The organism is Streptomyces sp. NPDC001941, from assembly GCF_040296945.1.
Lineage (GTDB): Bacteria > Actinomycetota > Actinomycetes > Streptomycetales > Streptomycetaceae > Streptomyces.
The window spans coordinates 349,602-367,566 of sequence record NZ_JBEOYE010000002.1 but is presented as its reverse complement, the minus strand read 5'-3'; the positions used below and the strand labels follow the sequence as shown (position 1 = coordinate 367,566).

Below are 17,965 nucleotides of genomic sequence, written 5' to 3'. Positions count from 1 at the left end.
GGGCGTCGTGCAGGACGTACGACCGGTCCACGAACTCCGGCTCCCCGGTGAGGTCCAGGTAGTCCGTGCCGGCCTCGGCGCAGGCGGCGACCAGGCTGGTGCCGTTCGTCGAGCCGAGGTCCGCGACCGACACCCGGCCGTCGGGGGCGACGGTCACCGCGCAGTGCAGCCGGGACACGTCCGGGTCGTCCAGCGGGACGTCCGCGTCGGCGGAGCGGCCGACCCGGATCCGCCCGCCGTGCAGCAGGTGGACGCCGCCCGCGTCGGGGCCCGCCACCACGTGCAGCCGGGGGGCCGAGGGGTCGGCGGGGGCGTCGTCGTCCGCGGGGGACTGCAGGGAGAGGACCGCGCCGTCCACCAGGGGCGGCTCGCCCAGCGAGCAGCGCTGGGGGTCCAGCCGGTCGCGCCCGGCGTAGAGCACGACGGCGCCGGAGGTCTCGGGGCCGGACACGGCGGCGGCGAGGCCGGTGGCCACGGTGGCCAGCGCCGTCCCGGCGGGTGCCGTGACGAGCACGTCGCAGGAGCGCGCCGGTCCCCGGTCGCCCTGTCCGGTGCGCGGCGCGAGGACGGTCAGCCGGATCTGCATCGCCGTGAGCGGTCCCTTCTGCGCGGGGTGCCCGGCAGGGGAGCGGCCCTGTGTTTTCCCCCACCCGGCACGGACGCGTCGTCCGTGTACAGCATCCTCGCACCCGCCACTGACAGCGCGCCCGGGGGTCACCCGTAAGTGATCTTGATTGGCCGTCTCTGGCCGCCCGTTGTGCACTCCTTGTCCGGACGCTGTTCACAACCGTTCCGGGAAAACGCCTGGTTGCGCCCGCTTCGGGACCGGTCCTGATCTCCTGTCACATCTTCCGGGCACCTCCGGGCGGCAACCAACGGCCCCGCCGCCGCGTCTTCCCTGGGAACCCGGGTGAATCCGGGAGAAACCCGCGGACGGCGGAGGACCGGCGCGCTGGGCGGCCTCCGACCCGTTCGGCGGCACTAAAGTGGATCGGAAATCCCGGCCCCTGGGCCGGGCGCCCAGGCCCCGCCCACGGGCCGTGCACAGGGCCACCGTCCCGGCCCCGCGGAGGGGTCTCGAACGACCAGCAGGGAGCGCATGACGTGCGGCCGGTAGGCAGCAAGTACTTGCTCGAGGAGCCGCTCGGACGCGGTGCCACGGGCACCGTCTGGCGCGCCAGCCAGCGGGAGACCGCCGGTTCCGAGGCGGCCGTGCCGGGCCAGCCCGGGGAGACCGTCGCGATCAAGGTCCTCAAGGAGGAGCTGGCGAACGACGCGGACGTGGTGATGCGCTTCCTGCGCGAGCGCTCCGTCCTGCTCAGACTGACCCACCCCAACATCGTGCGCACCCGCGACCTGGTGGTCGAGGGCGATCTGCTCGCGCTGGTGATGGACCTGGTCGACGGCCCCGACCTGCACCGCTACATCCGCGACAACGGGCCGTTCACGCCCGTCGCCGCCGCCCTGCTGACCGCCCAGATCGCCGACGCGCTGGCCGCCAGCCACGCCGACGGCGTGGTGCACCGCGACCTCAAGCCGGCGAACGTCCTGCTCGCCGAGCGCGACGGGCAGATGCACCCGATGCTCACCGACTTCGGCATCGCGCGCCTGGCCGACTCCCCTGGCCTGACCCGCACCCACGAGTTCGTCGGCACGCCCGCGTACGTGGCGCCGGAGTCCGCCGAGGGCCGCCCGCAGACCTCCGCCGTCGACGTCTACGGCGCGGGCATCCTGCTGTACGAGCTGGTCACCGGCCGCCCCCCGTTCGCGGGCGGCACCGCGCTCGAGGTCCTGCACCGCCACCTCAGCGAGGAGCCCCGGCGCCCCTCCACCGTCCCCGGCCCGCTGTGGACGGTCATCGAGCGCTGCCTGAGCAAGGACCCGGCCCGGCGGCCCAGCGCCGAGAACCTGGCGCGCGGCCTGCGCACCGTCGCCGCCGGCATCGGCATCCACTCCACGCCCGCCCAGATCGAGGCGGCCGAGGGCGTGGGCGCGCTGCTGACGCCCGACCCGGACCCCGCGCAGGTGCCGGGCACCCCGGGCGCGGCCGACCCGACGCAGGTGCTGCCGCACGGCGCGGGGACCTACGACCCGAACGGCGCGACCAGCGTCCTGCCGACGAACGCGCCGGGCGCCGCCGACCCCACCAGCGTGCTGCCGCGCACCGGCCAGGCCGACCCGACGGCCGTCATGCCGCCGGTCCCGCAGGGCCCGCCGCAGCCGCAGGGCCCGCACCCCTGGCAGTCCCAGCTCCAGGCCGCCCGGGACCGCAACGAGCAGACGCAGATGCAGTACCTGGACCCGGGCCAGGACCCGCTGCGCCGCCGCCCCCAGCGCCAGGCGCCGCCCCCGGCCCCGCCGCAGCAGCCGCGCCGCAGGCAGCAGCCGCAGCAGCAGCCCCAGCCGCCCGCCTACGGCTACCCGCCGCAGCAGCAGCCGCAGCAGTACGGCCACCAGGGCGGCCAGCAGCAGTACGCCCCGCAGCCCCAGGCCCAGCGGTACGCGCCCCAGCCCCCGCAGCAGCCCCAGCGGCCCGCCCCGAGCCGGCCGGAGCCGCGCGAGCCGCGTCCGCCGCGCCAGCGCAGCGCCAACCCGATGCGCATCCCGGGCCTGGGCTGCCTGAAGGGCTGCCTGTTCACGGTGGTGCTGCTGTTCGTGGCGGGCTGGCTGATCTGGGAGCTCACCCCGCTGCAGGACTGGGTCGCGCAGGGCAAGAGCTACTGGCAGGCGATCGGGGACGCGGTGTCCTCGGTGTCCGACTGGATCTCGAAGATCGGCGACTCGACGGGGACGGGCGGGCAGTAGGTCCCCTGAGCCGACGGGGACGGGCGGACAGTAGGCCGGCCCTCCACCCCGGCGGGATTATCGGTTTGTCGACTCCTGGAGGGAAATCACCCTCCAGGAGTCGAGACGGGCGCCCTCGGCCGCGTAACTTTGACGCATCGCCAGCCGCTGAGGGAGCAGTCTTGGCAAGGAACATCGGCAGCCGCTACACGGCCCACCAGATCCTGGGCCGCGGCAGCGCGGGCACCGTCTGGCTCGGGGAGGGCCCCGAAGGCCCCGTCGCGATCAAACTGCTGCGCGAGGACCTGGCGGCCGACCAGGAACTCGTCGGCCGCTTCGTCCAGGAGCGCACCGCCCTGCTGGGCCTCGACCACCCGAGGGTGGTCTCCGTGCGCGACCTCGTCGTGGACGGCAACGACCTCGCGCTCGTCATGGACCTGGTGCGCGGCACCGACCTGCGCACCCGCCTGGACCGCGAGCGGCGCCTGGCACCCGAGGCGGCCGTCGCCATCGCCGCGGACGTCGCCGACGGCCTGGCCGCGGCGCACGCGGCGGGGATCGTCCACCGGGACGTGAAGCCCGAGAACATCCTCCTCGACATGGAGGGCCCGCTCGGCCCCGGCGGCGCCCACCCCGCGCTGCTCACCGACTTCGGCGTCGCCAAGCTGATCGACACCCCGCGCCGCACCCGCGCGACCCGGATCATCGGCACGCCCGACTACCTGGCCCCGGAGATCGTCGAGGGCCTGCCGCCGCGCGCCTCGGTCGACATCTACGCGCTCGCCACGGTCCTGTACGAACTCCTGGCCGGCTTCACGCCGTTCGGCGGCGGCCACCCGGGCGCCGTGCTGCGCCGCCACGTCACGGAGACGGTGGTCCCGCTCCCGGGCATCCCGGACGAGCTCTGGCAGCTCCTGGTCCAGTGCCTGGCCAAGGCCCCGGCCTCCCGGCTGCGCGCCACCGAACTGGCCTCCCGGCTGCGCGAGACGCTGCCCCTCCTCTCGGGCCTCCCGCCGCTGGACGTGGACGAGCCGGAGACGGAGCCCACGGTCCCGTACGACGCCGAGGAACCCGCCGCCCCGCCCGCCGCCCCGCGCCGCGCGGCCAGCCCGCTGGTCCCCGGCTCGGTCGCCGACTCCAACCGGGACACCCACACCTCGATGCGGGTCCCGGCCCCCGACGAACTCTCCGGCGGCCCCCTGGGCACGGCCCGCGCCCCCCGCACCCCGGGCGCCCCGCGCCCCGGCTCGGCCCGCCACAAGACCGACACCACGCGCCGCCGCCGGGTGGTCCTGTCGGTGACGGCGGTCGCGGTGGCGGCGGCGGTGGGCGTGGGCGGCTGGCTCGCGACCTCCTCGGACTCCTCCGAGACCCCGCCCCAGGACAACAGGAACAGCGCGCCGGGGGAGCCGTAGGGGCGGGCCCGCTAGTAGTCGTCGAGGTTGACGAAGCCGGGGTGGTGCCACCGGAACTGCTCGTCGTCGTCACGGGACTCCAGCACACCCGCCTCGACGAGTTGGAGCAGTGTCCGGTGCAGGCTTCGCCCGATCCTGTTATCCGTCCAAAAGATCTTCTTGGAATCGATGAACGGGATGGTCGGATCGAGAATCCCCAGGGACACCCCGAGCTTGTGGGCTGCGACATCCCAGTCGTGCCACTCCGACATTTGATCGGCGAAGGCCACTTCAACTCCTCTGGTGCTGTAGGGCCAGTTACGTGTGCCCGCTATGCGGGACGGTGTTTCCACAGAGAGCGGGTGGACTCCAGCAGTCCCTCGAACTCGGAGAGTGGCATCTCATGGGACGGCCCGGTAGTGACGTGGTCTGTGCCGTCCTGAACAGCCGTTAGGCCGTCCGGTAGGTCCGCTTCGTCAATTTCCCACAGCTCCAGGCCCTTTCCTTCGCCGTTTTCAACGTACGTCGGACGTCGATGCACCGGGAGCCCGCCTGGGGTAGTCGCTCCCGACATCCCCCCCTTACCGGGGGACACCGTGTTCCGGGCCGACGGGTGCACATCGGTGCCAATCCGAACTCCGAGATGCTTCGCACTTCGCCCCACCGCTGGCATGCCGTCCGCAGCTATCTTCATGCCTCGGAAAACGGGGCAGTTGTGCACCAGTACCGGCGCATCCCCCGCCACCACATAGTACGAATGCAGCTCCCGCACCGTCAGGTCGTACGTGACCCGCGCACCGCGGTAGTTCCGCGCCTCCACGACCGTGACCGTCGTGCCGTCCGGGCGGCGCAGCTTCGTGCCCGGGTGGAGGTCCTTCGCCGGGATCCACTTCCCCGACGTCTCGTCCCAGAACGGGTGGTGCCACGTCGTCGTCAGCTTGGAGGCGGTCTTCTCCGCGCCCGGCTCCGACGGCTGCTCCACCGTCAGGTCCGTGAACTCCTTGTCGTCCTCGGTGACGATCCGCCGCTCGACCGGCTCGCCGGACGTGACCTCCGTCTGGGGGTCGGATGAGACCACCTTGTCGCCCGGGCGCAGCTCGGCGATCGGTTTCGTCGTGCCGTCGGACAGCAGCACCTTCGTGTCGCCCGTGAAGCTGTGCCGCACGCACGCCGCCGCCGCCGACTCCAGGGCCTCCGCCTGGGCCCTCGCCGCCTTCAGCGTCGTCTGGGCGGCTTCCAGCGCGTTCTCGGCGTCCTTGATCGCCGCTTCGGCCTTGCGGAAGGCGCGCCAGATCTTGAAGGCCTTGTACCCGGCCTTGATCGCCTTGGCGAGCTTGCCCCACGGGACCGCGTTCAGGGCCGTGTTGAAGCAGCCCATCACGTCGCCCTTGGTGAAGCAGTTCACCGCGTCCGTGATGCCCACCAGGTCCGCGACCAGGTTGATCAGCTTGTCCGCGAGGCCCTGGCGTTCCTTCTTGGCCGCCGCCGCCACCGCGCTGGCGGTCTTCGCCGCGCGCTCCGCCGCGGCCTGCTGGGCCTTGGCGTTGGTGGTGGTGTTGCCGATGTTGCCGCGGCCGTCCTTGCCCCCGCCGACCGGGTTGCCGTCGGAGCACATGCCCCGGTGGCAGGTCGTCGGGTTGGAGCCGCCCGGGTCCACCGGGCCGTCCGTGATGATCCGTCCGGAGCCGTCGCCCATCGGGGTGCCGACGCCGCACAGGTCGGCCGGGCACAGGCCGCTGGGGTCGCTGGAGGTGGTCGGGTTGTTCCCGGCGTAGGCGTACGCGTTCCAGGTCTCCGGCTCGCCGGGCACGATCAGCGGGTCCGGGTTGAGGAACCGGCCCACCACCGGGTCGTACTGCCGCGCCCCCAGGTTGACCAGGCCCGTGGACTTGTCCTCCTGGCCGCCGACGAAGCCCCGCGCGCCCTGCCAGCCCGCGTCCGCCGTGCGCACCTCGCCGAACGGCTTGTACTGGCGCCGCGTGACCTGCTGCGTGGCCGCGTCGATCTGGAGCGTCCCGGTGTTCTGCCGGTCCGAGACCAGGTAGTCGACCTTCACGCCCTGCGCGTTGGCCGACTGCACGGCGACCGTCTGACCGCCGAGCCCGACGTAGCGGGTGCCCTCCGCCTTGTCCGCGCCGTCCTTGAGGGTCAGCTCCTGGTCGCCGGTGAACAGGACCGTGGAGCCCGCGTCCCGGCGGATCAGCAGGCTGCCGGACGCGTCGTACACGTACTTCGTGGACGTGCCCGTCGCGGTCCGCGACAGCTCCTTGAGCTTGCCCGAGGTGTCGTAGGCGAAGGTGTCCGTGCCCGAACGGCCGGTGCGGGTCAGGATGTTCCCGGAGTCGTCGTAGGTGTACGTCGTCTCGGTGTCCTGGGTGTCCCCGCCGGGGGCGTCCTTGGCGACCTTGCCGAGCGCGTGTGCCGGGCCCTGGCCCGCCGCCGGGGGCGCGTACGTGGAGACGGTGTCCTCGGCGGCGTCGCCGGCCGGGTCGTGGTCGGTCTGCGAGGCGCGGTTGCCCGTCGCGTCGTAGGTCCACGACTGCCAGTACGCGGCCGGGCCGCCGACGCCGGTTGCCGCGCCCGCCTCCGGCTTCCGCGCGCAGTCGTCGGTGGACGTCCACGCCGTCTCCAGGCGCTGCGCCCAGTCGTGGGCGAAGCACTGCACGTCCACCTGGCCGTCGCCCAGTTCGTCACGGATCTTCGTGACGTTGCCCGCGGGCTGGTAGTCGTACGTGGTGCGGTCGCTGACCTTGGCACCCGCCGCGGTGACGACGAAGGACGACTTCAGGCGGTGGGTCTGCTCGTCGTACTTCAGCGTCTGCTGGGCGAAGTTGCCGGAGGTGCCGAGCGTGTACTGCTCGGGCTCGTCGAACTGGGTCCAGCTCAGGCCCGCGTTGACCGTCGGGGATCCGACGCTCTTGACGCGGCCGAAGCGGTCGTAGTCGTAGGTGTACGTCTCCTGCGGGAGGTAGCCGGCGGCGGTGCTGGTGTACGAGTGGAGCGTGCCGGTGGGGTTGTACTGGTTCTGCGTCAGATAGGTGCCCTGGAGATTTCCCTCGCTCGCCGGGATCACGACCGCCGAGGCGGTCGGCCATCCGTGCGAGTCGTACCCCATGACCTTGCTGGTGTAGGCGGCGCCGTCCTGGTAGCTGGTGGACGAAGTGGGCAGGCCCTTCTTGAGGGTGTCGTACGTCCACCCGGCCAGTTGCTTGCCGTCCGTGACCTTGCCGTTCGCGGATACGCCCGTGGTGTCGTACGCGGCGGTCCTGCGGCCCAGCTCGTCGTAGACGTACCCGGTGCTCCGCTTGCGCGCGTCCTTCGCGCCGGTCAGCTGTCCGGCCGCGTCGTAGCTGGACGTCGAGGTGCCGGTGTCCGGATCGGTCTGCGAGGTCTTGCGGCCGAGCAGGTCGAACGTGCTGCTCCAGGTGTGCCCCTTGCCGTCGTCCTGGCCCGTCTGGCGGCCGGAGGAGTCGTAGGAGTACGTGACGGAGTCGGCGGGACCGCTCGCGGTGCGGCCCTGGTAGCGCAACAGCTGCGTGGTGTTGCCGCGGGCGTCGGAGAAGGCGCTGGTCGGCGTCGCGCCGAGCGGCGGGACGACATCGGTGCGGTCCGAGCCGGGGTAGGAGGTCCGGGTGCGCCAGGTCTCCGTGGCCCGGGTGTACGCGACGCTGTCGGTCACCCGTCCCGCGCCGTCGTAGAAGGTGCCCGTCTGGGTCGGCACCTGGTTGTCCGGCGCGTAGACGAGCGTGGCGGAGGGCTTGTCCTTGCTGTAGTACGGGCCGGCTGCCTTCACGGTCCAGCCGTGCGAGTCGTAGACGGTGTCACTGATGACGCTGCCGCCGTCGGCCGCCTCGACCTGGGTCTCCCGCTGCCGCAGCAGCGAGTCGTAGAGCGTGATCGAGGTGCGGTAGGTCCCGTCGTCGTTGAGCGACTCGGTCTTGACGGTGGACGGCGCGGTGGGCGAAAGGGAGTACGTGTAGCGGGTGTTCGGGCCGTTGCTGGTGGAGAACCCGGGGCGCCACACGGAGGTGAGCCGTCCCAGGGCGTCGTAGGCGCTGGTCGTCGCGTACCCGGCGGCGTCCGTGGTCCGCACGGGCAGGCCGCGCTCGGGGTCCGCCGTGGTCGTGGTGGTGAAACCGGCCGTCTGGCCGGTGACCTTGGGCTGGGTCACCTTCACGGTCGGCGGTGTGGTGCCGGAAGCGGGGGTGAAGATGGTGGTCGTGGTGCGGCCGAGGGCGTCGGTCTCGCTGGTCTCGCGGCCGTAGGAGTCGAAGGTGTTCTTGAGCACCGTCACGTAGTGCGGGGTGCCGTCCTCGGCCACCGAGTCGGCCTTCTGGACCATGGTGACGTCGCCGATCCCGGGCGCGGCCAGGTTGTCGGTGTGACCGTCGAAGAACGCCAGGTCGTCGCTGATCGCGTCCCGCGGGTAGGTGGGCGTGGCGGAGCAGGCGACCGCGACCGTCTGCATGCGCCGGGGGACGGGCAGCTCCTTGCCCGTCGCGTCCTTTGCGTACCAGGTGCGCGAGCACTTGTCGTCGGTGGTCGTCGACACGTCGCCCTTGTCGTCCACCGTCCGGGGCAGGCCCGTGGCCGCGTCGAACTCGGTCACCGTCTCGGTCGTCCGGGGCTCGCCGTCCGCCTTGGTGGTGGTGTTGCGGGTGCGCTTGGTGTTGAGGATGCGTGCCTGGAGGTTGCCGAGGCCGACCTCGGTCCGGGCGTGGGTGGCCGTCACCGGCCCTATCCACGGCTCCGTGGTGGCCGAGGCCAGCCGGGTGCCGCCGTCGCCGTCGAAGCTCTCCGACTCGAAGACTTGGCCCGTCAGCGGTTCCGCGTCGGTCACGGTGACGTCGCCGACGGTGTTGGTGAGCTCGCCGCCCTTGCCGCGGAAGTAGGTGGTCCGGGCGAGCGTGATCTTCTCGGGCGCGGTGCCGGTGCGGGTCTCCACCCGGCCGAAGCCCCGCCACTGGTTGTAGGTGCGGTACTTGGCCTTGGACATCGGGTCGTCGTTGAACGCCCAGTACGTGTCGCCCAGGTACCGGTAGGAGGTCTGGACGGGCTGGCCGTTGCCGGTCGGGTCCTGTTCGGTGACCGTGTTCACGACGTACTTGTTGAACCAGTCCAGCTCCGGCTCCACCTTGCCCGGCGGCGTCCAGAACGACGGGTAGCAGCGCATGGTGTTCGTCTGCGGGCTGGACGGCAGCACGACCGTGCCTTTGCGGTGGCACTGAGCGGCCAGGTAGTTGACCGTGATGACCTTGCCGGACTCGGTCGTGATGGTCGTCATGCGGCGCCGGGTGATCGGCTGGTAGCCGTCGAGCCCGTCGACGCGGTTGGCCATCGGCTGGCCGTCGAAGGTCACCAGCGGCAGCGAGAGGGTCCCGCCGCCGGCCTTGCCGACGCGTTCGATCGAGGACAGCCACAGGGTGGGCGTCGTGGTATCACCGGTGGCCGGGAAGGTGTGGTTGAGCTTCCACTCGTCGACCTCGTCGTACGCCTTGTCGACCAGGACCTGGGTGCGGATCCCGGTCAGGCGGCGGGTGGACCAGAAGGACGCGCCGTGGTTGGCACAGCTTCCGGTGGCCGCGCAGTTCTGGTCGAGCGGCACGTCGGGCCAGCGGGCGCTGTTGGCGGCCGTCCGCTTGGTCTCGGCGCAGTCGAAGGTCTTGTCCGGCAGGCAGCGCTCGGTGGTGTCGAAGAGGACCTGGCCGGCGGCGGGCGAGGCGGCGTCGTAGACCTTGCCGTCGCGCTGGCCGTACTGGATCTTGGCCAGGTGCCCGGCGCGGGTGTACCTCGTGGGTGCGATGCCGTTGTTGGGGCCGTAGTAGCCGTACTCGGGCGTGTACCAGTAGCTGATCGCGTTGCCGTGGGAGTCGACCGCGTAGTCCAGGTTCCAGCGGTAGGCCTGCTGGCAGCTGGAGGCGGCGAAGGTCGCGGCGTGGCAGGGCTCGCCGTCGTCGTTGCCGTACACCGGCACGGTCCAGGCCGAGTTGGTGACCGCGCCGCCTTCGGCCCAGCCCGGAAGGCGGTGCTGGCCGAAGTGGTACTCGGAGCCGTCGGCGGTGGTCACCACCCAGTACTCGTTGTCGTTGTCGCCGTTGACCGTGTCCTTGCGGACGGCGATCTTCTCGCCGTTGTCGTTCTGCGGGTGCCAGGTCTTGGAGGCGTCGTCGAACACCAGGGTGTTGGACGCGCCGTTGAGCGACAGTGTCAGGGTGGTGGCGTCGTCGGACCAGCACTGGTCGGAGGTCCTGTTGGCGCCGCCCGCGGGCACGTCGTCGGAGCAGGAGGGGTAGGAGCGCTCGACGAAGCCGGGGGAGTAGTCCCAGCCGTCGCCGATCCAGCTCGCCTGGCCGTTGGTGGACGAGGTGCGGCCGTCCACGCCCTGCGAGCCGTACTCCAGCCCCACGTTGGGCTTGAAGCCGCCCGGCACGTCGGGCAGGCCGATCGGGTACGACCAGGAGAAGCCGCCGGTCGAACCGCCCGCCGACCACTGGCCGGAGGGGGCCAGGGAGGTGGCGCCGTAGGAACCGCCCCCGCCGCTCGCACCGGCCGCGGCCGCGAACACCACGGGCTGCGCCGCGCTGCCGCTCGCGGCCGCCACCGGCACGTCGGCCGCGACCCGGCCGATCTTCGCGTCGTTGGTGGAGGCCAACGGGGTCTGGGTGCGGCAGGCGGGCCTGGCGGGCGTCGTCAGCGCACAGGCCGGCAGCTGTACGAGCCGGAGCCGGGACGCCCAGTCGCCTCCGTACGCCTGGGCGAACGTGCGGTAGTCGAGCTCCAGGTGGACGCGGCCTGCGTTCCCCGGGGCCGTGCGGCGCAGGGAGCCCAGGACGCCCGCGACACCGGCACGGTCGGCGGCGGCGCGGTCGCCGAGTTCGACGCGGACCTCGTCCACGGGAGCGGCGGCGGTGCGTGACGCGGCTCGGGTGACCGGGGCCCCGACCCAGACGGGGAGTGCGCCGGCCCGCGTGGAGCCGGCCCGGGCGGAGGCCTCGGCGGCGCCGGCGCGGGGCCAGGCCCTGCGGGCCGCGGTCGCCTTCCAGACGGGCGTCTCGACCCGCGCCACCGGCCGCTTGGGCACCGGCTTCACCGGTACGGGCCTGGCTCCCTCCGGAGTCACGGCGTAGCTGCGCCCGTCGTTGCCCAGCAGGACCGCGGCGGTGGCCGGGTCGGCGGTGGTGACCACCAGCAGCAGCGCGGACAGTGCGGCGACGAATGACGCGTACGAACGGAATCGGCCACGGCGGCGGAAAATCCTTCGCGCCCCAGAGCGACCAGACATGAAACCCCCCAGCTCCACATATCGGCCTGCGGAATTTAACAGCGTTTTAAGTAGGGCAGTTATGGAGACGGAAAAGCGAATGTAAAGACTGCGTAAGTTGAGGTGGATCTTGTCGATGATTCACACACTTTCATCCGTCTTTGTCGAGCCACGGACGGTAGTGACCGGTACGCGAAGCGTGTGGTCGAATGAAGGTGCGAATCGGATCATTGATCTCAAAAGTGACCAGCTTTGCGGAATATTTACTTGTTCGTTTCGTCGTGAAATGGCTATCGTCCGCGCACCGAGTTGAAATGCCGACATGCCCAGGGGGGGTCCTGCATGTGGGGCCGAAGCACGTCCGCGCGCAGACGCCGTATCGCCACGCTGCTCTGCGCTGCACTCCTTTCCACCGCGATGCCCGCCGTGGCGGCCGCAGTCGACACGGTGGGGGCCGGCACGCTCCCGCCGCCGACCGGGTCGCCCGGTGAGCCCGCGGCCGTACCGCGCGACGCGCCGCCCGAGGGGCCGCTCGGGCGGATGAAGGACACCCGGTCGTCAGGGCTGACCGCGCCCCAGGAGAAGGCGCTCGCCGCCGCCCAGAAGAGGGCCGACAGCACCGGAAGGCCCGCGTCCGTCGACGCCCTCACCAGCGCCACCGACACGGTCGCGGCCAATCCCGGGGGCACCGTCACCTGGACGACCAGCGTGCGGCCGCAGCGCATGCGCAGGAACGGCGCCTGGACGCCGCTGGACAGCACCCTGCGCCAGAACACCGACGGGTCCTTCGCCCCCCGGGCGGCCACCGGCCGGATCAGCTTCTCCGGCGGCGGCGAGGGCGACCTGGTCACTCTCGGGCAGGGGGCGAAGGCCCTCGGCCTGACCTGGCCCTCGGCGCTGCCCCGGCCCACCGCCTCCGGCTCGGCCCTCACCTATCCCGAGGTGCTCCCGGGAGTGGACCTCGTCCTCACCGCGGACTCCTGGGGCGGCTTCAGCCAGGTCCTCGTCGTGAAGTCGGCCCGGGCGGCCGCCGCCCCGGGCCTCGCCGCCCTGAGGCTGGGCGTCCGCGCGACCGGCCTGAAGCTCTCCCGCGACGGGTCGGGCGGCCTGCACGCCAGGTCCGCCGACGGGCGCGACGTCTTCAGCGCGCCGCGCCCGGTCATGTGGGACTCCTCGGCCTCCGCCGCACCCGGCCCGACCGCACGGACCGGGGCCGTCGCACCGCTGCGCCGCTCCGACGCGGCGGGCCCGCTGCCCGGGGCCCGGTCGGCTCCGATCGGCGTGCGGGTCGAAGCGGCCGCGCTGACCCTCGTACCGGACGCCGGGCTCCTCCGGGGCGCGGGCACCACCTACCCCGTGTACATCGACCCGTCCTGGAACCCGCACCCGGCGAACGGCGCGAAGCAGCACTTCGCCGGGGTCCAGGAGGCGTGCCCGAGCGCCAGGAACTACGACTCGACGGCGTACGGCAACCCCGGCGTCGGCCTGAACTCGTGGAGCGGCTGCGCCACCGGCCGCGAGCGTGCCTACTACCAGATCGGGATTCCCTCCGCGATCTGGAAGACGCACGTCGTCTCCGCCGTGGCCAACCTCCAGGAGACGTACTCGGCGAGCTGCAGCGAGTCCTCCACGGTCTCGCTGTACACCTCGAACGGCATCAACAAGAACACCAGCTGGAGCAGTCGTCCCGGCCTGGTCACCAAGCTGGACTCGCACAAGTTCGGCCCCGCCTGCAGCAGTTACGCCTCCGGTGGCTTCACGGTCCTGCCGGCGATCTCCAAGGCGGCCGCCGCGTCGGCCGGCAGCTGGACGTTCGCCCTGGTCAACGACAACGAGTCCAGCGGCGTGTACTTCAAGCGCTTCGCGCCGAACCCGTCGGTCAGCATCACGTACAACAACGCGCCGGCCGTCCCGGCCTCGCTGGCCGCGACCGTCAACGCGGCCTCCTACGGCTGTGACACCGCCGCGCCGTACCCGGTGATCGGAAAGACGGTCGCCACCACCCCGCCGTCGCTCTCCGCCCTGGTCGCCGACCGCGACAAGGACGCCCTCAGCGCCCGTTTCACCTACTGGGCCGACGGCAAGCCGACCAAGCTCGCCCTGGACTCGGCCGTCGTGGCGAGCGGACAGAAGGTGCAGGTCAAGCTTCCCGCTTCGTATGTCACGAGCCTGGCCGACGGCAGCACGGTCGCCTGGCAGGTGACGGTGAGCGACGGCAAGGACACCACCGCCAACTCGGCGGTCTGCCGCTTCGTCGTCGACCAGCGCGCCCCCGTCATGCCCACCGTCAGATCGGTGAACAACCGCTTCCCCGAGCACGTCCCAGGGGCCGGTGCCGGCACCGAGGAGACCTTCGAGGCGAGCGTCGCGCCCGGCTCGGCCAACAACACCGCGTCCAAGTTCGTCTTCGGCCTGGACGTGAAGCCGCCGACCTCCAACCCGCCCGCCTCACAGGTGCGCACGGCGGTCGGCAACAAGGCGAGCTACCCGCTCAACCCGTCGGCGCCCGGAACCCACACGCTCTGGGTGTACGCGCTCGACGCGGCCGGCAACTCCTCCGAGATGTACCCGTACGAGTTCGTCGTGACCGGACACGCGCCCCGGACGTTCGACAGCCTCCAGGCTGCCTTCGACAACACCGCGGTCTCCTCGGACACCGCACCCGCGGCGGCCGACGCGGACGGGGCGGGCGGCAGCCTGTCCCTGCAGGACCTCCAGTCCGCCGGGTGGAAGCCGGGCGAGAAGGTCACCGTGAACGGCGCGACCTTCACCCTGCCGTCCTTCGGCTCGGGCGCCCCGGACAACGTCATGGCCGCGAACCAGACGATCCGGATGAACGGCGCGAGCGGCCAGGCCCTGGTGATCCTGGCGACGGCGACCCAGGCCCGCACTCTGTCGGACCGCAACCCGGCGGACGCCACCAGCCCGGTCGTTCCCGACGGCACCCCCGTCGCGGGCAGCGACTGCACGCTGACCAACGGCGTGCCTACGGACTGCGGGCCGACGACGGGGGCGATCACCTACGAGGGGGAGCCGGCTCCGGCGCCGTATTACCTTTCGGTGCCGGACTGGACGGCGGGGCCGTGGCCGATGGCGGTCGTCTACCTCCCGCACGTGAACACCCCGTCCGGCCAGAAGGCACAGACCGCCAAGATCTACGCGTTCTCGATCCCGTTGAAGCGCGGCGCCAAGGTGGCGTCCGTCACGCTGCCCGACCTGAGCGGCAAGGCGACGGCAGGAGTGCCGGGGCTGCACGTCCTCGGCATGGCGGTACGGGACGTGGAATCCTCCGGCACGGCGGGCAGTGCGTGGCGGGGTGCCTGGGGCGCCCCGGTCGAGGGCGTGTACAACAACACGCCCGGCAACGTCGACTTCCAGGACCAGACCTTCCGGATCCTGGCTCTGCCCAGCATCACGGGCCCCCGCATCCGGTTCCGTCTCTCCAACGTGCGCAACCTGGTGCCGCTGGCCATCGACCACACGACGTTCGCACCGAGCGAATCCGCGCTCAAGACCTCCGGCACCCCGACCGCCCTGACGTTCGGCGGGAGTACGTCGGTCGTCATACCGGCGGGTGGTGAGGTCTATTCGGACCCCGTGGTGACCGGCAACGTCTCCAAGGGAGTCGTGCTGAGCTTCCACGTGCCCGGAAAGATCAGGTACCTGCCCCAGCACAGCTGGGTCGGCAATTCCACGATCATCTACGTCACACCGCCGGGCTCCGGTGACCACACGGCCGACAGCGACGACTCAGCCTTCCGTGCCTCCGGCGTCACGTACGGGCGGTTCACGAACGTCCTCACGGGCTTCGACGTCCTGTCGGACGAGGGCGTCTCGACCGTCGCCGTGCTCGGTGACAGCCTGGTCGACCAGTCCGGTGCGGTGACCCCCTCACTGCTCAGCACGGCACGGCTTCCGGAGTGGCTGGCCTGGAGGATGCCGCAGGATCCCGCGACCACAGGTAACGGCGTGGTCGCGGCCGGGGTGCAGAACAACCGCCTCGCAGTCGACGGCCAGCCCGCCGGGGGTACGGCGGCCCTCGTCCGCCTCGACCGGGACGTCCTGTCAGTGCCCGGTGTACGGACCGTCGTCGTCCACACGGGCCTGAAGGACGTGTTCTCGGGGGCGGACGACCTCGACGTCACCGCCTCGTACACCACGTTGCGTGACCAGCTCAGGGCCTGGGGGCTCAAGGTCGTGTTCACGACGCTGACTCCCTGCTACGGGCACGCCACCTGCACGGCGGCCGTCGATGCCAACCGGCAGAACGTGAACAGCTGGATCACGGAGCAGCAGGACTTCACGACTCCCTATGTCGACAACGTCGACGTCGAGGCGGCCGTGGCGGTCCCGGACCCCGCAGGGACGGACGAGGCCCCTCTCCTCAGGCTCGGGGCAGGACCGGCGCCCACCGATTTCGATTCGGGCGACCACGTGAACCTCAGCAAGAACGGACAGATCGCGGTGCTGAACGCGCTGCCCGCGCCCGTCCTGACCCCCGAGACGCTCCCGGGCGGCTAGCCCTGCGAGCCCCGCGGGGCGGCCCCGGCCGGTGCGAGCGCACCTTGATCGCACCGGCCGGGGACCGCCGGAGCCGCCAGCCGTTACGCTGGACCCGTGGCAGTCGTCGATGTATCCGAAGAGCTGAAGTCCCTCTCCTCGACCATGGGGTCGATCGAGGCCGTCCTGGACCTCGACCAGATGAGGGCAGACATTGCCGTGCTCGAGGAGCAGGCCGCGGCCCCGTCCCTGTGGGACGACCCGGAGGCGGCGCAGAAGATCACGAGCAAGCTTTCGCACCTCCAGGCCGAGGTCCGCAAGGCCGAGGCGCTGCGCGGCCGTATCGACGACCTCGGGGTCCTCTTCGAGCTCGCCGAGGAGATGGACGACGCGGACACCCGCGCCGAGGCCGAGACCGAGCTGGAGTCCGTGCGCAAGTCGCTGGACGAGATGGAGGTCCGCACCCTCCTGTCCGGCGAGTACGACGCGCGCGAGGCCCTCGTCAACATCCGGGCCGAGGCCGGCGGCGTGGACGCCGCCGACTTCGCGGAGCAGCTCCAGCGCATGTACCTGCGCTGGGCCGAGCGCCACGGCTACGGCACCGAGGTGTACGAGACCTCGTACGCGGAAGAGGCCGGCATCAAGTCGACGACCTTCGTCGTCAAGGCGCCGTACGCCTACGGCACCCTCTCCGTCGAGCAGGGCACCCACCGCCTGGTGCGCATCTCGCCCTTCGACAACCAGGGCCGCCGCCAGACGTCCTTCGCGGGCGTCGAGATCCTCCCGGTCGTCGAGCAGTCCGACCACGTCGAGATCGACGAGTCCGAGCTGCGCGTGGACGTGTACCGCGCCTCCGGCCCCGGCGGCCAGGGCGTCAACACGACCGACTCGGCGGTGCGCATCACGCACATCCCGACCGGCATCGTGGTCTCCTGCCAGAACGAGCGCTCGCAGATCCAGAACAAGGCCAGCGCCATGAACGTCCTCCAGGCCAAGCTCCTGGAGCGCCAGCGCCAGGAGGAGCGCGCCAAGATGGACGCGCTCAAGGGCGACGGCGGCAGCTCCTGGGGCAACCAGATGCGCTCGTACGTCCTGCACCCGTACCAGATGGTCAAGGACCTCCGGACGGAGTTCGAGGTCGGCAACCCGCAGGCGGTCCTCGACGGCGAGATCGACGGCTTCCTGGAGGCCGGCATCCGCTGGCGCAAGCAGCAGGAGAAGTAGCCGCCGGAGCGGTACGCGAACGAGAGCAGAGGCGCCGTTCCCCTTTCCGAGGGGGCGGCGCCTTTGTCATATGCCCGGTCAATTCGCGGCCGCAAGCGGAGATTCGCCGGTCGGGGTGCTTTGTCGACAAGGGAACCGGCGCTGGCGGGCCCGGAGTTCCGGGTTTACGTCACAGTTGCATCGTCACAGCTCAGGCGAGTGCGGGCAATTGGGGCATCGCACGCGCAACGACCTTGACGTTCATCTGAAAACTGGCAAGGCTGACGCGCGGCATGCGCATTTCTGGGGCGTGCGGGAACGGGGGCGGGAGATGTTCTCCCCCAGTGGCGTGGCCCCGGGCGCTGCTCCAATGACGATTTCGGCTACTGGGGGTAGCAGCAGATGACGAACAAGACGCGCGTGCGCGTGGCGCGGATAGCCGCTGGTGCGGTCATCGCCGCCGGCGCTTCCCTGACCGCGGCGGGTGCGGCGCAGGCCGTCGGTGTGGACGTCAACATCGGCGGGATCGGCGCGAAGGCCGAGGCGAACGAGGGCGGTGCCGAGATCGGCCTCGGCATCAAGGACGGCGAGAACGACACCGTCGGCGCTTCCGGTGCCACTGAGGGTGACGGCGGTTCGACCACCGACGGTGGGACCACGACGGACGGTGGCACGACCACTGACGGTGGGACCACGACCGACGGCGGTACGACGACGGACGGTGGCACGACCACCGACGGTGGGACCACGACGGACGGTGGCACGACCACTGACGGTGGGACCACGACCGACGGCGGTACGACGACGGACGGTGGCACGACCA

At 71.5% G+C, this 17,965-nt stretch carries 7 protein-coding genes and 1 pseudogene; 5 read left to right on the top strand and 3 right to left on the bottom strand.

The window, feature by feature from the left end; translation table 11 throughout:
* Nucleotides 1-586: FHA domain-containing protein (locus ABT160_RS03680; RefSeq protein ID WP_351643007.1), on the bottom strand; the 586-nt coding region annotated here is incomplete at its 3' end.
* 518 nt (nt 587-1,104) lie between these two features.
* On the opposite strand from ABT160_RS03680, the gene ABT160_RS03675 reads away from it, so the two are divergent.
* On the top strand, nt 1,105-2,805 hold the full coding sequence (locus ABT160_RS03675) for a serine/threonine-protein kinase (protein ID WP_351643004.1): 1,701 nt from the start codon (nt 1,105-1,107) through the stop codon (nt 2,803-2,805).
* A 161-nt stretch (nt 2,806-2,966) separates the two neighbouring features.
* A complete protein-coding gene (locus ABT160_RS03670; RefSeq protein WP_351643002.1) occupies nt 2,967-4,199 on the top strand; it encodes a serine/threonine-protein kinase in 1,233 nt (410 codons plus the stop codon).
* Nucleotides 4,200-4,210: 11 nt separating this feature from the next.
* Here the strand turns inward: ABT160_RS03670 and ABT160_RS03665 are convergent, their stop codons facing one another.
* Together ABT160_RS03665 and ABT160_RS03660 are read right to left on the bottom strand one after the other, a co-directional pair.
* A complete protein-coding gene (locus ABT160_RS03665) occupies nt 4,211-4,468 on the bottom strand; it encodes a hypothetical protein (RefSeq protein WP_351643000.1) in 258 nt (85 codons plus the stop codon).
* A 41-nt stretch (nt 4,469-4,509) separates the two neighbouring features.
* On the bottom strand, nt 4,510-11,460 hold the full coding sequence (locus ABT160_RS03660) for an RHS repeat-associated core domain-containing protein (RefSeq protein ID WP_351642997.1): 6,951 nt from the start codon (nt 11,458-11,460) through the stop codon (nt 4,510-4,512).
* A gap of 396 nt (nt 11,461-11,856) precedes the next feature.
* Here ABT160_RS03660 and ABT160_RS03655 point away from each other — a divergent pair, with 396 nt between their 5' ends.
* The 3 genes and pseudogenes from ABT160_RS03655 to ABT160_RS03645 form a co-directional block, all read left to right on the top strand.
* The gene (locus ABT160_RS03655; protein ID WP_502984153.1) at nt 11,857-15,960 is read left to right on the top strand and encodes an SGNH/GDSL hydrolase family protein; all 4,104 of its coding nucleotides are present in this window, start codon (nt 11,857-11,859) and stop codon (nt 15,958-15,960) included.
* Between the two features lie 96 nt (nt 15,961-16,056).
* Nucleotides 16,057-17,163 carry a peptide chain release factor 2 gene (gene prfB, locus ABT160_RS03650; protein WP_351642991.1) on the top strand — a complete coding sequence of 369 codons (1,107 nt, stop codon included), beginning with the start codon at nt 16,057-16,059 and terminating at the stop codon, nt 17,161-17,163.
* A 381-nt stretch (nt 17,164-17,544) separates the two neighbouring features.
* A pseudogene (locus tag ABT160_RS03645) lies at nt 17,545-17,965 on the top strand (hypothetical protein); the annotation flags it as partial.